This window comes from Promicromonospora aerolata, assembly GCF_042682255.1.
Taxonomy (GTDB): Bacteria; Actinomycetota; Actinomycetes; order Actinomycetales; family Cellulomonadaceae; genus Promicromonospora; species Promicromonospora aerolata.
Genome location: NZ_JBHUHF010000001.1, coordinates 1,918,347 through 1,939,822 on the forward strand (window position 1 = coordinate 1,918,347; position 21,476 = coordinate 1,939,822).

The following is a 21,476-nucleotide window of genomic DNA, read 5'->3' on the forward strand; positions in this document are numbered from 1 at the left end:
GGTGGGAGCGGGTCAGGAGTCGAGGTCGCCGGCGACGAGATCGACGAGCTGTGCGACGGCGGACGGCAGGTGGTCGGCCGGGCCGCCGGTGTATTCGGTGTGCTCCCAGGCGACGAGGGCCGTGCGCATCAGGGTCAGGACGAGCATGGTGAGCAGCTCGTTGTCGGTGCTGAACGGCTTGCTCGCCCGCCGGGCCTCGAAGAGCTCGACGAGCTGGTTCTTGTGCCGGTCCATCCAGACCATGTGCCGTTGCAGGAGGCGCGGCTCCTGCTGCAGGAGGTCCATCGCCCGCATGGCTCGGTCGTGGACCTCGGCGTGCGGGGTGAGCAGCGACGTGACCATGACCTGCAGGTCGGACAGCAGACGGCCCGTCGGACCGCCGTCGACGAACGTCCGGATGTCGTCCTCGGACAGGCTGAACTCCTCGGCGCCGAGCACCGCGTCGTCCTTGGTCTCGAAGTAGTTGAAGAAGGTGCGCGCCGAGACACCTGCCTCGGCGCTGATCATCTCGACCGTCACGGCGTCCAGACCGTGCGCCGCGACCAGCTGCTGCGCCGCGTCGATCAGCGCGGCGCGCCGGGCCCGCTTCTTGCGTTCCCGCAGCCCCTGCTCGGCCGGTGTTCCTTCGAGCGCGGCGGCGAGCTCACGCAGGCCGGGACGCGGCTCGGCCTCGGCCGGTGCGGCAGGCTCGCGAGAGGAGGTGGGGACCATGGCCCCAATTCTTGCACTGCACGCAAAATTTCATCAACTGCAAAAAGCTGAGACGGCGGTCACACCTCGCCGAAGCCGCCGTGGATCATCTCCACGACGGTCGTCACCGCCTCCGCGGCCCGGTCCCCGGTCGCCTCGACGCGCAGCTCGCGCCCTTGTGTGGCGCCGAGAGCCATGAGCTGCAGCACGCTGGAGGCGTCCACGCCGTCGATCGTCACGGAGGCGCCCAGCTCGGCCACCTTGCGGGACACCAACGCCGCGGGGCGTGCGTGCAGGCCGAGGGGGTTGCGGACGGTCACGGTGCGCGAGTTCTGCGCCTCCCCGGACGTCGTCCCGACCGCATCCGGCGCCGACGCCTGCACCGCCTCGGCGTGGGCGAACATGCGGATCGACGCGTTCGCCGACTCCAGCACCGTGCCCAGGTCCGCACCGCCGTGCGCCGTCACCGCTGCGGCGACCGCGCCCTCGACGAACGGCGCACGCGCCAGCACCACCCGCTCGGTCAGGGACTCGTCCAGCTCCAGCACGGCCTCGACCGTGAGCACCGACGACCCGAGATCCCCGAGCACCACGACGCCGCCACCACCCGCGCCGTCACCACCGGCCGCGTCGTCCGACAGCGCCGCCAGCACCTCCGCGAGGGTCTTCTCGACGGCGTCGAGCGAGGTGCCGAGCCCGCCGTCGGGCCCACCCCCGACGCCACGGATCAGCACGTCCGGCGCCATCTGCTCCGCGAGCTCCGCCACCCCGTGTGCCAGCTGGACCGAGTGGGAGACGAGGACCAGCGCCACCCGCGCCGTCATGCCGCGCCGCTGGGGTCGGCCGACGTCGGACCCGCCAGGGCCGCGGCCAGCGCCGCGCCCACGACCAGTGCGGTGGACCGCGCGCCGGGATCCTCGTGCCCCGCGCTGCGTTCCCCGAGGTAGGAGGCGCGGCCCTTGGTCGCGACCAGGGGGATGGTGGCCGTCGCCGCCGTGTCGGCAGCCTCGGCGGCCGCACGCAGGACGTCCACCTCGGAACCACCGTCGCCCGCCGCGGCCTCGGCGGCCTCGACGGCCGCGTGCCACGCGTCGACCATCGTCTTCTCCCCCACCGTCGCCTTGCCGCGCGAGGACACACCCTCCAGCGCCGCCTCCAGCACCGCGACGACGGCGGGCGGGTCGATCCGCGGGCGTCCGGACACCTTGGCCGCCCGCAGGTATGCCGTGCCGTACAACGGTCCCGACGCGCCGCCCACCGTGGACATCAGGGTGGTCGCCACCAGCTTCAGAACGTCCCCGACCGTGCGCTCGTCGGCGGCTCCTGGATCGGCCGCCACGTCATCGAGCCGGGCCACCACGGCCTTGAAGCCACGGTCCAGGTTCTCGCCGTGGTCGCCGTCGCCGATCTGCCGGTCGAGCTCGGTGAGCTCGCCCTTCGCGTCCGCGATCGCATCCGCCGTCCGGCGAACCCATCGCTCCGCCCAGTCCGCGTCCAACGCCATGTCCGGAACCCTTCTCGTCTTATCGCCGGCGAGCTACCACCGGAGTGCCGCAGTGTTCACCGGCGCGTCCCAGAGAGCTTCTAGCTCGTCGTCCAGCCGAAGGACGGTGACCGATGCCCCCTGCATCTCGAGGGACGTCACGTAGTTGCCCACCAGCGAACGGGCGACCGTCACGCCGCGCTCCTCGAGAAGGCGCCGCGCTCGACCATAGACCACGTAGAGCTCGGACAGCGGAGTGCCGCCCATACCGTTGACGAACAGCAACACTCGCTCACCGCGGGCCAGGTCCAGGTCGTCGGCGACCGGTGCCAGAAGCATCTCGGTGACCGCGTCGGCGTCGGCCGCGGGCACCCGGTGGCGGCCCGGCTCGCCATGAATCCCGATCCCCACCTCGATCTCGTCCTCGCCCAGGTCGAAGCTGGGACCGCCCACGTGCGGCACCACCGGTGCCGCCAGCGCCACGCCCATGGACCGCACGTTGGCGATGACCCGCTCGGCGACGGCGGCCACCCCGGCCAGGTCGGCGCCCCGGTATGCGGCGGCTCCCGCGATCTTCTCGACCGCGACCGTGCCAGCGACCCCGCGTCGGCCGGCGGTGTAGAGCGAGTCCTCGACGGCGACGTCGTCGTTGACGAGCACCGAGGCGACCTCGATGTCCTCCTCCACGGCGAGCTCGACGGCGGTCTCGAAGTTGAGCACGTCGCCCGTGTAATTCTTGACGATCGTCAGCACGCCGGCCCCGCCGTCGGCCGCCTGGATCGCGGGCAGGATCTGGTCGGGCGTCGGGGAGGTGAACACGGCACCCGGGACGGCGGCGTCGAGCATGCCGTCACCCACGAATCCCGCGTGCAGCGGCTCGTGCCCCGAACCCCCACCGCTGACCAGGCCCACCTTGCCCGTCACCGCACCTCCGGCGCGGCTGACGAACACCGGCGCCGGACTGAGCCGGACCAGGTCGGGGTGAGCGAGCGCGAAGCCGGCCAAGGAGTCGGCGACGGCATCGGCGGGATCGTTCAGCAGCTTCTTCACTTCCGGCCTCCTCGCGGGGCTGTTCGACCCGGCGACGGCGCCGACCCGCATACGAGCCCCTTGGCATTCATGTAACACCACGGCGCCACCGGACGTACAGCACCCCGACCGATCGTGTCAGCCGCACGGGTCACCCGAGTGACCCGTGCGTCGGACAACCGTCAGCCGCGGCCGACCAGGATGCGGGTGTCCGCGACCGTGACGACCGACCCGGTGACCAGCACGCCGGTGCCCACGCCGCCCCCGTGCTTGTCGTTGGCCTCGACCAGGTCCCCGGCGAGCTGCAGCGCCTCGTCGAGGCGGCCGGCCAGGTGCACCCGCTCCTCCCCGAACACCTCGCGGGCCACCTCGGCGAGCGTCTCCGGGTCGGCCGAGCGCTCCGAGGAGTTCCGGGTCACCACGATCTCCGCGACGGTCGGCTCCAGCACGGACAGGAGTCCTTCGGCGTCCTTGTCCGCCATCACGGCGACGACGGCCACGATGTGCTCCAGGTTGAACGACTCCTCCAGCGCGTCCACCACGGCTTCCGCACCGGCCGGGTTGTGCGCGACGTCGACCACCACCGTGGGGCTCGTCCGCACCACCTCCAGGCGGCCCGGCGCGTCGACGTCGCCGAACGCCGCCTCCACGATCTCGGCACCCAGCGCCCGCCCGCCGCTGAGCAGGGCCTCGGTGGCAGCGAGCGCCAGCAGGGCGTTGTGCGCCTGGTGCCCGCCGTGCAGCGGCACGAAGATCTCGGTGTAGACGCCGGCCGGCGTGCGCAGGTCGACGAGCTGCCCGCCGACGGCGACCCGCCGGTCCACGACCTCGAGATCGACGCCCTCGCGGATCAGGTGCGCGTTGACGCTCTGGGCCCGCGCGAGGATGGGCTCGAACGCGGCGTTGCTCTGCTCCGCGATGACCGCGACGGCGCCGTCCTTGATGATCCCGGACTTCTCCGTGGCGATCTCGTCGATGGTGGAGCCGAGCCAGCGCTCGTGGTCCATGGCGATGGGGGTGATGACGGCAACCTCGCCGTCGACCACGTTGGTGGAGTCCCACGTTCCGCCCATGCCGACCTCGATGATCGCGACGTCGACGGGCGCGTCCGCGAAGGCGGCGAAGGCCATGACAGTGAGCACCTCGAAGAAGCTCAGCTGCGGGCCACCGCGCTCCTGGGACTCCCGGTCGGCGACGCCGATATAGGGCGCGACGTCCTCGAACACCTCGACGAACCGCTCCTGGCTGAGTGGTTCGCCGTCCACAGCGATGCGCTCGGTGACGCTCGTGAGGTGCGGGGACGTGAACCGGCCGGTACGCAGGCCGTGCTCGCGCACCAGGCGCTCGACCATGCGCGCGGTGGAGGACTTGCCGTTGGTGCCCGTGACGTGGACCGTCCGGTAGGCCTTTTGCGGGTCGCCGAGCAGCTCCAGGACGCGCTCCACGCGGGCCATGGTGGGGTCGATGTCGAATTCAGGGGCTCGCGCCGCGATCTCGCGGCGTACTGCTTCAAAGGCTTCGTCCACGTGACGAGGATAGGGTTCCGGAATCAACGTTGCCGATCTCGTGCGGGGGCTCAGCAGGTGTCGGACGAGCAGCAGACGTCGAAGACCTCGGACGACCTGACGGCCCGTTGGCTGGGCTTCGAGCGGATCTTCAGCCAGAACGAGTACGCCGGCGGGCCCTCGCCCTGGCCTGTGCCAGCCGCTGGGAGTGTGTCTGAGCCGACACCTGGCCTGCTTGAGATCAGCGGCTCCGCGCATCCGCAGATCGTGGTCACCGCCGCGCATGCGACGAATCACGAGCGGGACGATGCTGGAAAGGTCGCAGATCGGGGTACGGGCGGTCTGGCTGTCCTGCTCGCCCAGGTGACCGGCTGCACGGCGCTCATCGCGTTGGGCACGCCGGGGGATGCGAACTACGACCAGGCTCATCCACTGAAGGAACGGCTGGCCGAGGTCCGACCCATGGTGGTCATCGACCTCCACGGAATGCGGAGCCGTGCTGAGTCCGATGTCGACCTGGGTACGGGCACGGGCACGGCTCCACCGGCGGTGGTCTCCGCGCTGGACGACAGCAACCTTCGGGTCACGACCAACCAGATCTTCGACGCCATGCGCCCGACGACGGTGACGTCCTTCGCACAGTCACTCGGCATCTCAGCGGTGCAGGTGGAGATCGGAGCACACCTGCGACCGCCGATGGGAGAAGCCCCGGCGCTCGCTCGTCTTGTCACCGCGTTGGTCGCCGCCATCGAACAGACCGCTTCCCTGACACCGTCCGGGCTGTCGACGGTTCCAGTCAAGATCGCCTCCGGGCTGCCGACGGCCGTCGTGCACCCCGACCAGCTCTCCGGGGCAGCCGGTCCGGTGCCCGTCACGGTCACCGCCGGGGGTCGTGACGAGGTGGCGTGGGCATGGAGCACGACGGCGGACGGGATCCCCGAGTCGGCCCGCGCACTGGCCCCCGGCGAGATCGGAGTGAGCCGTCGGCTGCGTGCCGCCCTTGACGATGCCCCCACGGTCTCGGTGCGGGTACCGCCGGTCGTCCCGCTGCGGACCTATTCCGCCCTCGTCGACGACATGCCGGGCGCGGACGAGGTGCAGGTCAACCCGTCGGACGTCGAGCCGGGCACCTATCTCTTGGTACAGGGCGGGGCCACGGCCTGGGTGCACGCGATACCGCGGGATCATGTCCGGGCGGGCACCGTCCGGCTCGCCTACCAGCTACGCCTCCTCACTGCCTCGGACGGCGCGACGGACAACACCCTCGTCGCCCTCGTCGCCGCAGAGCCGGCAGTGATCAGGCATCACCTGCCGGCCAAGCGTGTCCAGCAGGTGAGCGAAGCCGTCGACCGCACCATGGAACGGCTGTGGCGTGCGCTCTTCCGCGCGCCAGAGTTCTCGGCCCGGGTGGTCCAGGCACACGCCGGCGACGACGGGGCACCGATCGTCACGCTGCATCCGGCCGTCTTCGACCGCATCGGCATCGAGTCCGGCCAGCAAGTGCTCGTCCGATGGGGAGGGCGCGAGGTGGTCGCGCTTGCCGTCGCGGACCATGACCCGCCGACGTCCGGTTCGCCCACCGAGTCGATGAAGAAGGTACAGCGGGTCAACAGGCTCTGGCCGGACCTGCCGGAAGGGATATCGCCGCACGTCACGGTCCGCATGTCGACACGCCTGCGCGACCAGCTGGGCGCACCGGTCGCCACGGTCGTCACGGTCCGCCGACGGATGCGGCCGGTGCTGGTGCAGAACCTCAACTCGCTCGTCATCCCGTTGGCGAGCCTGGTGCTCGCCGGTGCCGCCCTGCCTGAACCGCACTGGCCCGTCCTGGGCCTCGGCACGGCCCTGATGTCCGTGTTCGCGCTTGCCCGCCTACGCATCCCGCAACCGCGGAACAGGGCACGAGTGGACGAGAGCTGGGTGGCGCAGATGCCTGGCGCGATCGAGGCACCCGGTGCGGACACCCGTCGGGGCGGTGAGAAGGTAGGCGGGTGACCGCCCAGCACCTTCCCGGAGACGCAGCCTTCTTCGAGGAGTGGAACAGCCGGCTGCCCGGCACACGCCGCTCCCTGCCACGCGCGCGGGCCATCGGTCAGGCGCTCGGCACATGGAGCAGCACGCCGCCAGTGCTCGTCGTCGTGGGGTCCAAGGGCAAGGGGACGACGGCGGTCCACGCAGCAGCGACTCTGTCGGCGGCTCTGGTCGAGGACGGCCGCCAGGCTCATGTCGGCCTGGTCACCTCGCCTGGCTTGCGAACCAACCGGGAACGGATGAGGTTCGACGGCCATGCCATCGCGGACGAGGAGTACGAGCAGGTCGCACGAGATCTTGCCGGTGCCCGAGCGTCAGTCGCATCTGTGGACAGCGGGTATCTGTCGCCAACTGGTGCATTCACGATCGCAGGTGCTACCTGGGCCGCAGCCCGGGCGCCGACGTCCTCGTGCTCGAGGAAGGACTCGGCGGGAGATCTGACGAGGTGAGCTTGTTCGAGCCCAACGTGGTTGCGGTGACGAAGGTGTTCTACGAGCACGGCGAACAGCTCGGCCCCACCCTGGACGATGTCGCGCGCGATCTGCTCGGCGTCGTCGGCCCTGCTACCCAGACGATCCTCACGGTGCCGCAGGCCGCCGAGGTCACCACGATCATCGAGGCGACAGCGGCGAGGTTCGGTACGGAGCTGGTGACCGTGACGGAAGATCGGCCCACCTTGGTTCCGGGAGACCTTGCGCAGGTCACTCGGCTGAACGCAGCGGCCGGGGAATCGGCGGGTCGAGCCATGGCTTCGGCTCTCGGGTGGGGTGTCGACGATGACCGGGCGGGCGCCGCACTGGCGAGTGTGCACATCCCGGGGCGGTTGAGCCGGCACACGCTGGGTGATGTCCCTGTGATGGTCGACGGCGCGATCTCACCCGAGGGCGTCGCCACGACCGTGGCCGAGTATCGCCGGTGGCACGGGCGCCTGGACACCGTGGTGGCCAGCTTTCCTGACACCAAGGATGTCGAGGGGTGCTTGGCCGAGCTCCGCGAGTTCGAGCGGGTGATTCCAGCACGAGCGGACGACTACCTGACGTTCACCAAGGTGGCGGCACTCGGAAGCGAGGTGTTGGACGCACGGACCGCGCTCGCACTGGGTGTCGAGTCGGCCCGCAGCGAGGGTGGCGGGTGCCTGATCATCGGGACCCAGTCGTACGTGGGGATCGCGATGGATGTCCTGAACGTGGAGACCCAGACGGCATTCGTGCCGTCATCGGTCTGATGACTTCCATGGGCAGAACACCCGAACGCCCAGCGGCGTGAAGTGGCGGAGGTTACGGGTCGCCACGGTCATCCCGTGGGCCTCGGCGACGGCCGCGATCTGGGCGTCGTCGTAGGGGGCGTGCTCGGGGACTGGGTAGCGGGCGAGGATGCGCGCGGCGGGCAGATCGAACGGGAGGACTCGGTCGGCGAAACCGGGCAGCACGCGCTCTGCGAGCCATCGCCGCAGGATCGCACCCTGGGCGGGATCCGTCTGCTCCTTGCGGATGACGCCGCGCTCGATCTCGGCGACGGTCAATGCGGTGACGTACTGGTCGACGAGCGGGACGGCGCGCGCCCAGCCCGCGACCACAGGTTCACGCTCGGGTCGGCGCAGGGCGGAGACGACGTTGGTGTCCAGGACGTACATCAGAGTTCAGCGGTGCGGGCGGTCAGGCCCAGGCGCTCGGGCTCGAAGTCGATGTCTTCGCTCTCCGGCATTGCGAGGTAGTCCACGATGCTCGTCGGCTCACTGATGAGGGCTTGTTCCATGATGGCGCGGGCCTCGGCCTCCATCGACCGGTGGTGCCGGGCAGCACGCTCAGTCAGGACCGCCTTGGTCCCGGGGGGAGATTGCGGATGAGGATCTGCTCCATGATGGCCACCTCCTAACGATATCAAGCTCATGATATCGTGCACGTCAAGCACGCTGACGGCACTGCCGGTACTCCGCCAGCGGCTCACGCCGGTTGAGTGGAACGTCACTGGCGTGGCGGACTGGATCAACGGCGAGTGGGCACCACGCCGCCCTGAGCGGCCGTCCTCAACTGTCCCCGCGCACATCACAGGACGTGTTGCGGGATTTCACCCCCTGCAGAACGATGACACCGCAGCGTCAGAAGGCGATGCTCCGGGTTTGTCATGGGAAGCGGCAGCATGAGGCGAAACAGCATGGTCCAGCGCGCGATCGTCGTCGGAACCATGGCTCTGACCGCGGCGCTCACCGTTCCTGCGGCAGCAGGCACCACCGCCGTCGGGCAGCCTGAGACGAACAAGACCGAGCAGGACCCTGCGAACTTCCGCACAGCGGCCCGAGCCACCACCGTCGACCGGTCGGCCATCGACCGTGCCGCCGGTAACGCCACGGCGCTCGCCGAGGTTCCCGGCTACGCCGGGGTGGCCGTCGACTACGGGACGGCGACGGTGACCGTCTCCTGGAAGGGCACGGCGCCCCCCGCCGTCGATGCCCTGGCGGAGCGCGTCGCCGACGGCGTGACGGTCGACGTCCGGCGGACGGCCCTCAGCGGATCCGACCTGCACGATGCGAGCGCCCGCCTTCTGGACAGCCAGCGCACGGCGCCGACAGACCTGACCGTGCTCACCGCCCTGCCGGCGGAGGACTACGCGGGCCTGGTCGTCGAGGTCGGCGGGATCGCGGCCGGCGCGGGAGCAGAGAGACTGGGCCAGCGCCTGGAGCGCGTGGCGGGTGTGCCGGTGCGGATCCAGATGATCCATCACCACGTCGAGTCCACCGCCGGGGGCCGGCGCGACGACGCGCCGCCGTGGCACGCCGGCGGGGCGATCGCGACCAAGGACGGGACCGACTACTGCACGACCGGTTTCCCGATCGTCACCGGGGCGGGCGAGCACCGCATCGTCACGGCCGCGCACTGCAACAAGCGCGTGGGTGCCCTGGTCCGCGACGGCGCCGGGCAGCGGCTGGGCACGGTCACGCACCGCGCCCCGGAGGTCGATGCCCAGCTCATCGACCCGGTCGGCGAGCACGGGACGGCGGGCGCCGTCCTGGGCGGCCCGTGGGACGCGACCTGGGACCACGAGCGTTACCGGTTCCCGGTCGCCGCCGTGCAGCGGCCGGCGGTCGGGCAGCGCATCTGCAGCTCGGGCGCGGTTACCGGGGAGCACTGCGCCACGATCCGCGCCACGGGCATCGCGTGGAGCTGCGGAGAGCAGACCTGCCACGGGTTCCGCGCGAGCCGCGACGACGGCGGCGTCGTGGTGGGCGGAGGCGACAGTGGCGGGCCGATGTACACGGTCATCGACGGCAAGGCGTACGCCCGCGGGATGGTCGACGGCGGATCGAACCGCCGCAGCTGCGGCAGCACGTCCGTGTCGACCCAGTGCTTCTCCTACGTCTACGGCATCCCGATGGTCGACATCCTGAACCAGTGGGACGCCCGCATCGGCAGCTGACAGGCGGCGACCGTGTTGAGTGCTGGCTATTTGTTGGGTGATCCCAGTTCGGGCAACAAATAGCCAGCACTCAACGGAGACGGCAGGTCAGGCCTTCGCCACCGACACCTTGCGGTCGGCGCCGTCCGCACCGGCGGTCACGGTGAGCTCGGTCGCCAGGGTCTCGCGCGACACCAGCTCGCGGTGCTCCTCGACGGCGGCGACCCACTCGGCCGGCACCGTCAGGTCGAGCGCGATGCGGTCGGCGACCTGCAGGCCCGCGGCCTTGCGTGCGTCCTGCACGTCGCGGACGACGTCGCGGGCGTAACCCTCGGCGCGCAGCGCGTCGTCGAGCGCGAGGTCGAGCACCACGAAGCCGCCGCCGGCCAGCACCGCGGCCGCGACGTCGGCCGACTCCGCCGAATCACCGCCCACCACCGTGGTCAGCTCGTACTCGGTCTCGAGCAGCTCGACGTCACCGCCGTCGGTCGCGACCACCACCGCGCCGGCGGGAGTCTTGGACCAGGCACCCGACTTCGCGGCCTTGATCACCGCCTGCACCCCGCGGCCGAGCCGCGGGCCGGCGGCTCGCGCGTTGACCGCGAGCCGCTCCATGATGCCGAACTCGGCGGCCACCTCGGGCGAGAACGCCACGAGACGGACCTCCTTGACGTTCAGCTCGGTCTCCAGCAGCCCGGTGAACGGCGCGACGCCGTCCGGGTCCGCCACCGCCACGACGAGCGACCGCAGCGGCTGCCGCACACGGAGCTTGTTCGCCTTGCGCAGCGCCAGCGTCTGCGACACCACCGCCCGAGCGGACTCGACGGCGGCCACGAGCGCGTCGTCGGACACGAGGGTCTCGCCCACGTACCCCGGGTCCCCGGCCGACCCGGCCAGCGACGGCCAGTCCGCGAGGTGCACCGAGCGCTCACCGGTCAGGCCGCGCCAGACCTCCTCCGTGAGCAGCGGCGCCAGCGGCGCCATGACCCGGCACAGCACCTCGAGCGCCGCCGACAGCGTGTCGAAGGCGTCGGCGTCCTCCGCCCAGAAGCGGTCCCGCTGCGTGCGCACGTACCAGTTGGTCAGTGCGTCGAGGTACTGGCGCACGGTGTCGCACGCGCCCGCGATGTCATAGGTGTCGAGCTGCTGGGTCACGTCCTCGACCAGCCCGCGCGTGCGCGCCAGCAGGTAGCGGTCCATGACGGGCAGCCCGGCCACCCGCTCGGCGGTCAGGGGCTGTGCCGCGTACCCCGAACCTCCGGCCGCGGCGTTGGCGTACAGCGTGAAGAAGTAGTACGTGCTCCACAGCGGCAGCAGCACCTGGCGCACCGCGTCGCGGATGCCCTCCTCCGTGACCACGAGGTTGCCGCCACGCAGGATCGGCGACGCCATGAGGAACCAGCGCATCGCGTCGGACCCGTCCCGGTCGAAGACCTCGTTCACGTCCGGGTAGTTCTTCAGCGACTTGCTCATCTTGCGCCCGTCGGAGCCCAGGACGATGCCGTGCGAGACGGCTGCCTTGAACGCCGGCCGGTCGAACAGGGCCGTGGACAGCACGTGCATCATGTAGAACCAGCCGCGCGTCTGGCCGATGTACTCCACGATGAAGTCGCCAGGGAAGTGGTGCTCGAACCAGTCCGAGTTCTCGAACGGGTAGTGCACCTGGCCGTACGGCATGGAGCCGGAGTCGAACCAGACGTCCAGCACGTCCTCGACCCGGCGCATCGTGGACCGTCCGGTCGGGTCGTCGGGGTTGGGCCGCGTGAGGTCGTCCACGAACGGGCGGTGCAGGTTCGGCTTGCCGTCCTTGTCGAGCGGCAGGCGGCCGAAGTCCCGCTCCATCTCGGCGAACGACCCGTAGACGTCGATGCGCGGGTACTCCGGGTCGTCGCTCTTCCAGACCGGTACGGGCGAGCCCCAGAACCGGTTGCGCGTGATGGACCAGTCGCGCGCGTTCTCCAGCCACTTGCCGAACTGGCCGTCCTTGATGTGGTCGGGCACCCAGGTGATCTCCTGGTTCAGCTCGCCCATGCGGTCCTTGATCTTGGTGACCTCGACGAACCACGAGGACACACCCATGTAGATCAGCGGCTGCCTGCAGCGCCAGCAGTGCGGGTAGGAGTGCGCGTACTGCTCGCGGCGCAGCAGCACCGTGCCCGACGACGTCCGCCCCGCCTCGTCGTCGGCCATCCCGCGGGTGCGGGCCTTGAGGTGGTCGATGATCGGCGCGTTCGCGTCGAACACCTGCAGCCCCGCGTACTCCTCGACGGGGAAGGTGAAGCGGCCGTCCGCCCCCACGGGGATGACGGGCTCCACGCCCTCGCGGTCGCTGACCTGCTTGTCCTCCTCACCGAAGGCGCCGGCGTTGTGCACGAGGCCCGTACCGTCGGTGGTGGTGACGAAGTCGGCCTCGACCACGCGGTGCGCGCCCGTGTGCCCGGCGAAGTAGGCGAACGGCGGGGCGTAGGCGGCACCCAGCAGGTCGCTCCCCTTGAGCCGTCCGACGACGTTCGGCGCCAGCCGCTCACCGTCAGGGCCCTCGTCGCCAAGTTCCCGCGCGTAGGAGTCCACGCGGGCCTCGGCGAGCACGTACCGCTGCGGGGTACCGGTGAACGAGGACTCGACGATCGCGTAGTCCACGTCCGGCCCCACCATGACGAGCAGGTTGGACGGCAGCGTCCACGGTGTGGTGGTCCAGATCAGCAGGTGGTCGCCCGTCCGGAGCGTGTCCGCACCCTCTGGGACCTCGGTCACGGCGAAGCCGACCGTCACCGCCGGGTCCTGGCGCTGCTGGTAGACGTCGTCGTCCATGCGCAGCTCGTGGTTGCTCAGCGGGGTCTGGTCGTTCCAGCAGTAGGGCAGCACGCGGAAGCCCTCGTAGATGAGGCCCTTGTCGAACAGCGACTTGAAGGCCCAGACCACGCTCTCCATGAACGTGGGGTCGAGGGTCTTGTAGTCGCCCTCGAAGTCCACCCACCGGGCCTGACGCGTCACGTACGCGCGCCACTCGTCGGTGTACTTGAGCACGCTCGAGCGGCACGCCTCGTTGAACTTGTCGATGCCGAGCTCGACGATCTCGTCCTTGGTCTTGATACCGAGCTGGCTCATGGCCTCCAGCTCGGCGGGCAGGCCGTGCGTGTCCCAGCCGAAGCGGCGCTCGACGCGCTGGCCACGCATCGTCCGGTAGCGCGGCACCACGTCCTTGGCGTACCCGGTCAGCAGGTGGCCGTAGTGCGGCAGCCCGTTGGCGAACGGCGGGCCGTCGTAGAAGACGAACTCGTTGCTGCCGTTCTCGCCGGCGGGACGAGCCTCGACGGACGCGCGGAAGGTGTCGTCCTGCTCCCAGTACGCGAGGATGTCGCGCTCGAGGTCGGGCAGGCTGGGCGACGCGGGCACGGGGTCGGCGGCGTCACTGGGACGGTGCAGCGGATAGGCCATGGTTCTTCTGGCTCCTGGCGGTTCAGCGTTCGGCAGCAGGTGGACATCTGTGGTGCTTCTGCTGCGAGGACGCCACACCTGGGTGCGCCGCGGTACCACCCCGCTTGCCGCACGCTTCTGCGCGCGGCCGCTCGTTGACGGCTGTGACGGGCCTACCCGTCCGGTTCTACTGGGGTATCCCCTTGCCCGACGGCGGTGGGGTGACCTGTTCTTCCGGAGGCTCACCGGTGATGGCCGGGTCGATGCCTGTGGGGCAATCGTACCGGGCGACGGCAACCGGAAAAGTGCATCGTGCAACCCGATCGCGCCCCGCGTGCGTCCTGGAGTCATGAACGCAATCAGCCAAGCGACCGGCCCACCGGCCGGCGCGGCGGTCGACCGGTCCTGGCGGGCCGATCCCGTGCCAAGCCCCGTCGGTGCTCCTGCCGCCGGGCGGACCGGCGGAGCCTCCGCCGGATCTGCCCGCGAGCCCGAGTTCTCCGTGGTCCGCACCGGGATGTCCGCGGAGGAGCAGTTCCGGCTCTTCGCCGTGGAGAGCACCGCGGCCCTGCACCGCATCGCCTACCTGCTGTGCGGCGACGACCATCGCGCGCACGACCTCACCCAGATCGCGTTGGAGCGGACCTACCGGCACTGGTCCCGGCTCAAGGACGGCAACCCGTTCGCGTACGCCCGGCGCGTGCTGGCCACCGCACGGATCGACGGCTGGCGCCGCACGCGTCGCGAGGTCCTGCAACCCCCCGAGGACGTGGCTGTCACGCAGGAGGCGAATCGCTCACCGGCCGTCGACAGCGGGACGCAGGTCGCCGACCGGGAGCGCCTCGTGCGCGCGCTGCGGCAGCTCGGTCCCGGCCAGCGCCGCGTGGTGGTGCTGCGCCATCTTCTCGACCGGTCGGAGGCCGATGTCGCCGAGGAGCTCGGCGTCAGCATCGGCACCGTGAAGTCACAAGGCGCACGCGGGCTCGCCCGCCTGCGCGAACTGCTCTCGGAAGGACAGGACGCATGACCAGGAACAGTCGCTCCACCCTCGAGCCCGTCGACGAGAGCTGGGTGGCGCACCTGCGTGACCTCAGCTCCGACGTCGCGCCGCCCACCTCCGCCAACCCGCACGCCATGTCCCGTGTGGCGATCCGCCGCACGCGGAACCGCCGCGCCGTCCTGACCACGGGCGGCGGCGTGCTGACGGTGGCCGCCGTCGCAGGTGCCGCCTTCGCCCTCAACGGTCCGACGCCGCCGGGCGCGCTGCTTCCGGGCGGGTCGGCGTCAGTATCGACGTCGGCGTCGAAGGACTCGAAGCCGGCCGCTGCGGAAGAGCTCCAGGGCTCGGCGCCGGGGTCGGTGCCCGACGGCTGGAACGTGCACGAGCTGGAGGGCCTCACCTACGCCCTGCCGTCCGAGATCGTGGCCAACGGCCCGGTGCAGGACGAGCCCGGCGAGACCTCCGACATGTGGCACAGCCGCGAGGATCCGGACTCACCTCCGTTCCTCCGGATCGCCTATGTCACCCCGGACAACGAGTTCTACGACTCGAAGGCCGGCGGCCTCACCCAGACCCCAGGCCCGGGGGCCACGTCGTTCGACCTGCCCGGATCGAGCCTGGCCTCCGTCGAAGAGGGGACGGATGCGCTCTTCGAGGCAGCGGGCGGCGACCCGGACGCCAAGTCGTCGGCGACTCCCGTCCGGATCCTCGTCCACCGCGCCGACGGTCCCGGCCGGTACGTCATCACGATGAACCTGCCGGCGAAGGACTCGGACCTCGTGGACACCTTCATCGACACGCTGACCGTGGACTGACGGCCGCGCCGAGGCGCGCCGAGCCGCGCCGCACCGCGCCGCGCACGATGACCATGCACCTGCTGCCAGAACGGGCCTGTTCCTGGCAGCAGGTGCATGGTCATCTACGAGCCTGTGGATGACAACGAACGGCTTCAGGCATCATCAACCATGATCAGGAGCGTGCCGAGAAAAGCGCCGCTCCCGCAATCGCTCCTGAACCGCGCGCGGCGACAGGCCGGCCTCGTGTCCTCCTGGCAGTGCGACGCCGTCGGCGTCGGCCCGTCGCAGCGCCGCAACCTGGTGACCGGAGGCTCCTGGCAGCGCCTGACGCGCGGAGTCTTCGACACGGGCACCGTCCCGAACGGCCTGCACCCCTTCGACGTGGACCGGCTGCGCGCTGCCTGGTCCGCCTTGCTGGCCAACCGGCGCGCGATCGCGGTCGGATCGTGCGCGCTGGTGCTGCACGGGGTCAAGGGCCTCCCCCGCCGGGTCGTCCCGGAGGCGACCTTTCCGCACGGTACGGCGCGTAGGGCACGGGACGGCATCGCGTTCCGGCAGTACGCGGCTGGACTGGAGACGGTAGAGATCACCGGCCGCACCGTGGCCACGGTGCGGTGCGCCCTGTTCCAGGCGCTCCCGACGCTCTCCCGCGACCACGCGGTCGCATGCCTGGACAACGCCCTGAACCAGGGCCTGATCCAGGTCGCCGACATCGCGGTGATCCGGCGTGGCCTCGCGAACCGCAGGGGGTCGGTGCAGGCGATCGCCTGTCTGTCACTGACGGACGGCCGGGCCGAGTCGCCACCGGAGAGCCACGCCCGCCTGCGGCTGCTCGACGCCGGCATCGCCCCCGATGACCTGCAGCGTGACTTCTTCGACGCGCGGGGCCGATTTCTGGGCCGGGCCGATCTGGCCTGGCACCTCGGCGACGACCGGTGGCTGATCGTCGAGATCGACTCGCAGGAGTTCCACGGCTCCGAACGCCAGGTCCGGCGCGACGCGACCCGACAGAACGGTCTCGTCGGCGAGGGGCGGAACATCATCATGCGGTTCTTCCCGTCGCACGTGACCGGCGGCCATCTGGTCGGCGAGGTCGCTCAGGTCCTCGCCCGGGAGGCCTGGCAACCTGGCCGAACGCTGCCACCCGCAGCGCGCAGACGATGACCATGCACCTGCTGCCAGAACGGGCCCGTTCCTGGCAGCAGGTGCATGGTCATCCTGCGGTCAGGACGGCCGGCCGCTGCGGTCAGGACGACCGGCCGGCCACGGCCCGCAGGGCGAGCTGGGTGCGGTCGCGTAGCCCGAGCTTGCGCAGGACGCTCGAGACGTGGTTCTTCACCGTGCCCTCGGTGATGTAGAGCAGGCCAGCGATCTCCCGGTTGGTCCGTCCCTCCCCGACCAGGGCGGCGACGTCGCGCTCCCGCCCCGTCAGGAGCGCGACGCCCGGGAACTCCGAGAGGGCGGCCGGCTCCTGAGCAGTCGGGGTGATCCCGGGCTCGGCGACGGACTGCGCTTTCGCGGCCGCCGGCACCTCCACGACCGGGCTCGCACCGGCGACGGCCTGCGACGCCACCACAGCTGCCGGCGCCTCCACGACGGCTGGCGCCTCCGCGACGACCGGCACCTCAGCGACGACCGGCACCTCAGCGACGGCCGGCGCCTCCACCGCGGCCGGCGGCAGAACGACCGGCTGCGGGCCGAGATCGCGATCGGGCTGCCGGCCGGGGCCGGCTCCCCGATCGGCGGACCCGACGGCGTCGGGGTGGGCGGGGCCGACCAGGCCCAGCCCGATCGCGGCGGTGAGGGCCACGAAGGCCATCTCCGTGAGCGCCCGCCGTGGCTCGTCGGGCGTGAACGCCATCTGCACGGCGCCGAGCGTGACCACGAATCCCGCGACGATCCATACGGCGACGGACGGCCGGTAGCCCCTGCCCAACGCCGCGACCGCCACCATGAGCAGGGGGAAGTGCCAGCCCGACGTCACGGTGAAACCGAGCATCGTGACCGCGACCAGGAACGCAGGCGCGACCCAGCGGTGCCGGCCGGCAGTGTCCCAGGGCAGCCACGCCCAGAGGACCACCATGGCAGCGAGGTTCACGGCCACCCCGACCAGACGCCCCGTCCCCGCAGCGGGCGCCTCGAGAATGCTGCCGACCACGAGGGCACCGACGATCACCCAGAACACCACCGTGAAGGCGACCGGCCGGTTCGGGGCACGGAGCAGGCGTGACCAAGGAGGCATGCCGCCAACTCTGCCAGGCGTGCCGGAGCCGTTCCACGACACATGACCATGGTCATGTGTCCCGAGGTGGATGTGCCGGGCCAGGCCCCGGACCTAGCGTCCCGGCCATGTGGACCGCACGCCCTGTCTGGGCCATCCTGCTCACCGTCGTCGCGACGCTCGTCGCCGCCTACAGCTCCGCAGTCGCACTCGTCGTGCCGACCTCGCTCCCCCTGTGGCAGAGAGCCGTCGCCGGGTGCGTCACCAGCCTCGTCGCCGTCGGCCTGGTGGTGCTCTGGCGGCGGCGCCTCGTCCACCGGCCGTGGTCCGGCGTCGCCCTGTCCTGGTCCTGGCGGGCGCTCGGCCACGGCCTGCTCGGCCTCGGGATCGCCGCGGCGGCCATCCTCACCGCGCAGGCGACGTGCGTCGCGGCCGATGCCTGCGAGTGGGTCCCACTCAGCGGCGTGGGCATCCCGCTCGGGGAGGTCGTGGTCAGCACGTTCATCAGTGCCGTCCTGGTCCAGGGATTCCCCGAGGAGCTGCTCTGGCGGGGCAACCTGACCGACCTGCTCGGCCGGCGGTGGGGACCGGGCGTGGTGCTGCTCATCACCTCCGTGGCCTTCGGCATGCTGCACCTGGTGTCCAGCGGTCCCCAGGACGGCGTCGGCGAGCACGTGCTCTACGTGGTCATGGCCACGGCGCTCGGGTTCGCGTGCGGTGCCGCACGGCTGCGCACCGGGTCGACGTGGGCCGCCGTCGGCGTGCACGGCGGCTTCCACCTCGCAAAAGGCTTGGTCCCGGCGCAACCCGAGGAGCTCGCGGCCCTCCTGGCAGCCTGGACCGTCGCCCTCACCGTGGCCGGGCTCGCACTCCTCCTCCGCCGTCCGGCCAGGCTCCGGAGCCACGCTGCCGCCGAACGGCCGTGAGCCAACCCGGGGTCGGTGTGACTCAGATCATAGGCGACTCGGAAATACTATGTGAACCACAAATGATTGACGCTGGAGGCCCTTTGGCCACACCCGAGAGACCTCCAGGAGGACCCGACCATGGCAAGGCTGCTACACATCGACGCGAGCATCCAGGGCGAGAGCTCGGTCAGCCGACAGCTCACCGCGCGCGCCGTGCGCACGTGGCGCGCCCAGCACCCCGACGGCGCCGTGACCTATCGCGACCTCGGCGCCGAGCCGGTGCCGCACTTCGACAGCTCGGCGAACCTCTGCCGTGCCCTTCCGCCCGACCAGCACACGCCGGAACAGGCGGCGTCGTGGGATCTCATCAAGGAGCTCGTGGGCGAGATCGCAGCGGCTGACGTCGTGGTGCTCGGCCTGCCGATCTACAACTACGGTGCGCCCAGCGCCGTGAAGGCGTGGGTCGACCACCTGATCGCCCCGGGGCTGTCCTTCGACCCCGAGAGCCGGGAGGGCCTGCTGGGCGGCCGCGACTTCGTGGTGATCGTCTCGCGCGGCGGAGGCTACGCGGAGGGCACCCCGCGGCACGGCTGGGACCACGGGACGGCCTGGCTCCCGCACGGTCTGGCGATGACCGGGATCGAGCCCCGCTTCGTCACCACCGAGCTCACGCTCGCCCCGGTGAACCCCGCCATGGCCGAGCTGGTGCCGCTGTACGAGGAGAGCCGGCGCCAGGCCGAGGCCACCATCGACGGGCTCTGGGAGCCCGCTGTGGCGAACGCCTGAACAACTGCTCACCGCGCAATTTCGCACGTCACGGCCCCGCCCGCCCGTAGAGTGGTGGCGCGGGGCCGAGACGACGAAGGAGATGCCGTGGACGAGCTGCCGGTCCTGGACCAGCCTGCGCGCCGGTCGGGCGCGCTCATCGACTATCTCGCGCGCCACCTCAGCCGGCGGTCCGAGTCGGCGCTCGCCCCGCTCGGCCTGCGCACCCGGCATCTGGTGGCGCTGACGGTGCTCCGCGCCCGGGGCGACATCACCCAGCGCGACCTCGCCTCCGCCCTGGTCCTGGACGGCACCAACGTCGTCGGCCTGCTCAACGAGCTGGAGGGCCGGGGCCTCGTCGAGCGGCGCCGCTCGCCGGAGGACCGGCGGCGGCACGTCGTCTCCGTGACGGACGACGGCGTCAGCCTGCTCTGCGCGGCGGAGACCGCGTTGACCGCCGTCGAGGACGAGGTCTTCCAGACGCTCACGGCCGAGCAGCGCTCCCAGCTCCACGAGCTGCTCGTAGCCGCCACCTCGTCCGCGTCGGCGCGGTACTGCTGACCGGTCACGGTCGCGGTACAGCCGCAAGAGCCGACTGCCCCAGCCACACCGGCAGCTCCCTGCGCGCCTCCGCCGGTCCGTCCAGCGTCACGTCCTGCCCGCGCAGCGCGCCCTGCCACGACAGGTCTCCCCGCCACACGCGCACCAGGGTGCGCAGTGCGGCCGACACCGTCACCGTCGTCTCGAAACCGGGGTCGTAGTCGCAGACGTCGACCTCGCCGTCGCGCACCACGAGCCACCAGCGCGCGACCGGCGCGGGGACGCCGTCGAGCCGGAACGCGACGACCGTTCGCTCACGCGGCCAGGCCGCCACGGGCACGGTGCGCCGCATGTCCCACATCAGCAGGTGCGGGTCCAGGTCGGCCTCCCCGAGCCCGCCGACCCACCGCGTGCCCCAGCTGCCCAGGTTCTCCACGAGCGGGCGCAGCTCCTCACCGGCCTGCGTGAGCCGGTACCCGGGGTGGCCGTCGGTCTCGTAGCGCCGCACCACGCCGGCGCGCTCCAGCGAGCGCAGGCGCTTGGCGAGCAGGGCCGGCGACATCCTCGGGTTGCCGCGCCGCAGCTCGTTGAACCGGGTGCTGCCCGCCAGCAGCTCGCGGACCACCAGGAGGGTCCACCGCTCGTCGAGCACCTCCATGGCCTTGGCCACAGGACAGAACTGGCCGTACGTCGTCATGACGCCTCCTCGCCGGGCCCCCGCAGACTCAAGTCAACGCTCCGCCGGGCCCGCGCACCAGTACAGATCGCGAACCTCACCCGGTACAGAGACGGCACTGGAGGAGATGTCGCACGCGGGCGGACAGTGAGACTCCAAGCCAGTCCGGACAAGGAGCAGTCCCATGACCGACACCGCCGTCGTCCCGCCCGACGTCCTCACCGCCGTCCGTACCAAGCACCGGGCGCTGTGGGCGCTCGGCGACTACCCGGCAGTCGCCTCCGAGGTGATCCCCGGCCTCGGCGCCGTCCTGGTCGAGGCCGCAGGCGTGCGGCCGGGCGACCGCGTGCTCGACGTCGCGGCGGGCTCAGGTAACGCCGCGATCCCGGCCGCCCTCGCCGGCGCCCACGTCATCGCATCGGACCTCACACCCGAGCTGTTCGATGCCGGACGTGCGGCGGCTGCGGCCGCCGGCGCCGAGCTCACGTGGGCAGAGGCCGACGCCCATGCCCTGCCCTACGCAGACGCGGAGTTCGACACGGTGCTGTCCTGCGTCGGCGTCATGTTCGCCCCGTTCCACCACGTCGCCGCCGACGAGCTGCTCCGCGTGACGCGTCCCGGCGGGACGATCGGGCTCATCGCCTGGACGCCGCCCGGGTTCATCGGCCAGATGTTCACCGCGATGAAGCCGTTCGCGCCCGCCCCGCCGCCCGGCGCGGAACCGCCGCCCCTGTGGGGCGACGAGGCCCACGTGCGCGCGCTGCTCGGCGACGGCGTCACCGCCGTGCACACGGAGGTGCGTTCACTACCCGTCTCACGGTTCGCGTCCGGCGCGGAGTTCCGCGACTTCTTCAAGTCCGTGTACGGCCCGACCATCGCGGTGTACCGCAACGTGGCCGACGACGCTGCGCGCACTGCCGCTCTCGACGAGGCGCTGCTGGGCCTCGCCGCCCGGTTCCAGGACACCGACGGCGCCATGGGCTGGGACTACCTGCTGCTCACCGCCACCCGCGGCTGAGAG

At 71.3% G+C, this 21,476-nt stretch carries 20 protein-coding genes; 10 read left to right on the forward strand and 10 right to left on the reverse strand.

The window, feature by feature from the left end; translation table 11 throughout:
- Positions 1–12: 12 nt before the first annotated feature.
- From ACFSL2_RS08705 to ACFSL2_RS08725, 5 genes are all read right to left on the reverse strand, one after another.
- Entirely contained in the window at positions 13–711 is a 699-nt protein-coding gene (locus tag ACFSL2_RS08705) for a TetR/AcrR family transcriptional regulator (protein ID WP_377197469.1), read from the reverse strand.
- Positions 712–770: 59 nt separating this feature from the next.
- Positions 771–1,514: an HPr family phosphocarrier protein gene (locus ACFSL2_RS08710; protein WP_377197470.1), complete on the reverse strand. Its 744-nt coding sequence runs from the start codon at positions 1,512–1,514 to the stop codon at positions 771–773.
- Positions 1,511–2,194 (reverse strand): dihydroxyacetone kinase subunit DhaL, encoded by a 684-nt coding sequence (dhaL, locus tag ACFSL2_RS08715; protein ID WP_377197471.1) that lies wholly within the window; start codon positions 2,192–2,194, stop codon positions 1,511–1,513. The genes ACFSL2_RS08710 and dhaL overlap by 4 nt, the downstream gene beginning before the upstream one ends.
- Positions 2,195–2,227: 33 nt before the next feature.
- Positions 2,228–3,223, reverse strand: a complete 996-nt coding sequence (gene dhaK, locus ACFSL2_RS08720; RefSeq protein WP_377197472.1) for a dihydroxyacetone kinase subunit DhaK — start codon at positions 3,221–3,223, stop codon at positions 2,228–2,230.
- A 161-nt stretch (positions 3,224–3,384) separates the two neighbouring features.
- Positions 3,385–4,728: a bifunctional folylpolyglutamate synthase/dihydrofolate synthase gene (locus ACFSL2_RS08725; RefSeq protein WP_377197473.1), complete on the reverse strand. Its 1,344-nt coding sequence runs from the start codon at positions 4,726–4,728 to the stop codon at positions 3,385–3,387.
- A gap of 189 nt (positions 4,729–4,917) precedes the next feature.
- Between ACFSL2_RS08725 and ACFSL2_RS08730 the strand changes: the two genes are divergently transcribed.
- Together ACFSL2_RS08730 and ACFSL2_RS08735 are read left to right on the forward strand one after the other, a co-directional pair.
- On the forward strand, positions 4,918–6,702 hold the full coding sequence (locus ACFSL2_RS08730) for a hypothetical protein (protein ID WP_377197474.1): 1,785 nt from the start codon (positions 4,918–4,920) through the stop codon (positions 6,700–6,702).
- Between the two features lie 487 nt (positions 6,703–7,189).
- Complete coding sequence (locus ACFSL2_RS08735) at positions 7,190–7,963, forward strand: hypothetical protein (protein ID WP_377197475.1); 774 nt, start codon at positions 7,190–7,192, stop codon at positions 7,961–7,963.
- Here ACFSL2_RS08735 and ACFSL2_RS08740 read toward each other — a convergent pair.
- A complete protein-coding gene (locus ACFSL2_RS08740) occupies positions 7,952–8,371 on the reverse strand; it encodes a type II toxin-antitoxin system VapC family toxin (RefSeq protein WP_377197476.1) in 420 nt (139 codons plus the stop codon). The two genes, ACFSL2_RS08735 and ACFSL2_RS08740, sit on opposite strands and share 12 nt — an antisense overlap.
- The gene (locus ACFSL2_RS08745) at positions 8,371–8,784 is read right to left on the reverse strand and encodes a FitA-like ribbon-helix-helix domain-containing protein (protein WP_377197477.1); all 414 of its coding nucleotides are present in this window, start codon (positions 8,782–8,784) and stop codon (positions 8,371–8,373) included. The genes ACFSL2_RS08740 and ACFSL2_RS08745 overlap by 1 nt, the downstream gene beginning before the upstream one ends.
- 93 nt (positions 8,785–8,877) lie before the next feature.
- Between ACFSL2_RS08745 and ACFSL2_RS08750 the strand changes: the two genes are divergently transcribed.
- Positions 8,878–10,152: a chymotrypsin family serine protease gene (locus tag ACFSL2_RS08750; protein WP_377197478.1), complete on the forward strand. Its 1,275-nt coding sequence runs from the start codon at positions 8,878–8,880 to the stop codon at positions 10,150–10,152.
- 87 nt (positions 10,153–10,239) lie between these two features.
- Here the strand turns inward: ACFSL2_RS08750 and ileS are convergent, their stop codons facing one another.
- A complete protein-coding gene (gene ileS, locus ACFSL2_RS08755) occupies positions 10,240–13,569 on the reverse strand; it encodes an isoleucine--tRNA ligase (protein ID WP_377197479.1) in 3,330 nt (1,109 codons plus the stop codon).
- A 328-nt stretch (positions 13,570–13,897) separates the two neighbouring features.
- On the opposite strand from ileS, the gene ACFSL2_RS08760 reads away from it, so the two are divergent.
- The 3 genes from ACFSL2_RS08760 to ACFSL2_RS08770 all read left to right on the forward strand — a co-directional run bounded on the left by ACFSL2_RS08760 (position 13,898) and on the right by ACFSL2_RS08770 (position 16,509).
- Positions 13,898–14,575, forward strand: a complete 678-nt coding sequence (locus tag ACFSL2_RS08760) for a SigE family RNA polymerase sigma factor (protein ID WP_377197480.1) — start codon at positions 13,898–13,900, stop codon at positions 14,573–14,575.
- Positions 14,572–15,363, forward strand: coding sequence for a hypothetical protein (locus ACFSL2_RS08765; protein WP_377197481.1), 792 nt, complete (start codon positions 14,572–14,574; stop codon positions 15,361–15,363). Before ACFSL2_RS08760 ends, ACFSL2_RS08765 begins: the two co-directional genes overlap by 4 nt.
- A gap of 225 nt (positions 15,364–15,588) precedes the next feature.
- Complete coding sequence (locus ACFSL2_RS08770; RefSeq protein ID WP_377197482.1) at positions 15,589–16,509, forward strand: hypothetical protein; 921 nt, start codon at positions 15,589–15,591, stop codon at positions 16,507–16,509.
- Positions 16,510–16,591: 82 nt separating this feature from the next.
- Here ACFSL2_RS08770 and ACFSL2_RS08775 read toward each other — a convergent pair whose 3' ends face one another.
- The gene (locus tag ACFSL2_RS08775) at positions 16,592–17,587 is read right to left on the reverse strand and encodes a helix-turn-helix domain-containing protein (RefSeq protein WP_377197483.1); all 996 of its coding nucleotides are present in this window, start codon (positions 17,585–17,587) and stop codon (positions 16,592–16,594) included.
- Positions 17,588–17,694: 107 nt separating this feature from the next.
- Here ACFSL2_RS08775 and ACFSL2_RS08780 point away from each other — a divergent pair, with 107 nt between their 5' ends.
- The 3 genes from ACFSL2_RS08780 (at position 17,695) to ACFSL2_RS08790 (ending at position 19,800) form a co-directional block, all read left to right on the forward strand.
- Positions 17,695–18,492 carry a CPBP family intramembrane glutamic endopeptidase gene (locus tag ACFSL2_RS08780; protein WP_377197484.1) on the forward strand — a complete coding sequence of 266 codons (798 nt, stop codon included), beginning with the start codon at positions 17,695–17,697 and terminating at the stop codon, positions 18,490–18,492.
- Positions 18,493–18,612: 120 nt separating this feature from the next.
- Positions 18,613–19,260: an FMN-dependent NADH-azoreductase gene (locus ACFSL2_RS08785; protein WP_377197485.1), complete on the forward strand. Its 648-nt coding sequence runs from the start codon at positions 18,613–18,615 to the stop codon at positions 19,258–19,260.
- Between the two features lie 87 nt (positions 19,261–19,347).
- Positions 19,348–19,800, forward strand: a complete 453-nt coding sequence (locus ACFSL2_RS08790; protein WP_377197486.1) for a MarR family winged helix-turn-helix transcriptional regulator — start codon at positions 19,348–19,350, stop codon at positions 19,798–19,800.
- A gap of 4 nt (positions 19,801–19,804) precedes the next feature.
- Here ACFSL2_RS08790 and ACFSL2_RS08795 read toward each other — a convergent pair whose 3' ends face one another.
- On the reverse strand, positions 19,805–20,476 hold the full coding sequence (locus ACFSL2_RS08795) for a winged helix-turn-helix transcriptional regulator (protein ID WP_377197487.1): 672 nt from the start codon (positions 20,474–20,476) through the stop codon (positions 19,805–19,807).
- A 163-nt stretch (positions 20,477–20,639) separates the two neighbouring features.
- On the opposite strand from ACFSL2_RS08795, the gene ACFSL2_RS08800 reads away from it, so the two are divergent.
- Positions 20,640–21,473 (forward strand): class I SAM-dependent methyltransferase, encoded by an 834-nt coding sequence (locus ACFSL2_RS08800; protein ID WP_377197488.1) that lies wholly within the window; start codon positions 20,640–20,642, stop codon positions 21,471–21,473.
- The last annotated feature ends 3 nt before the right edge of the window (positions 21,474–21,476 follow it).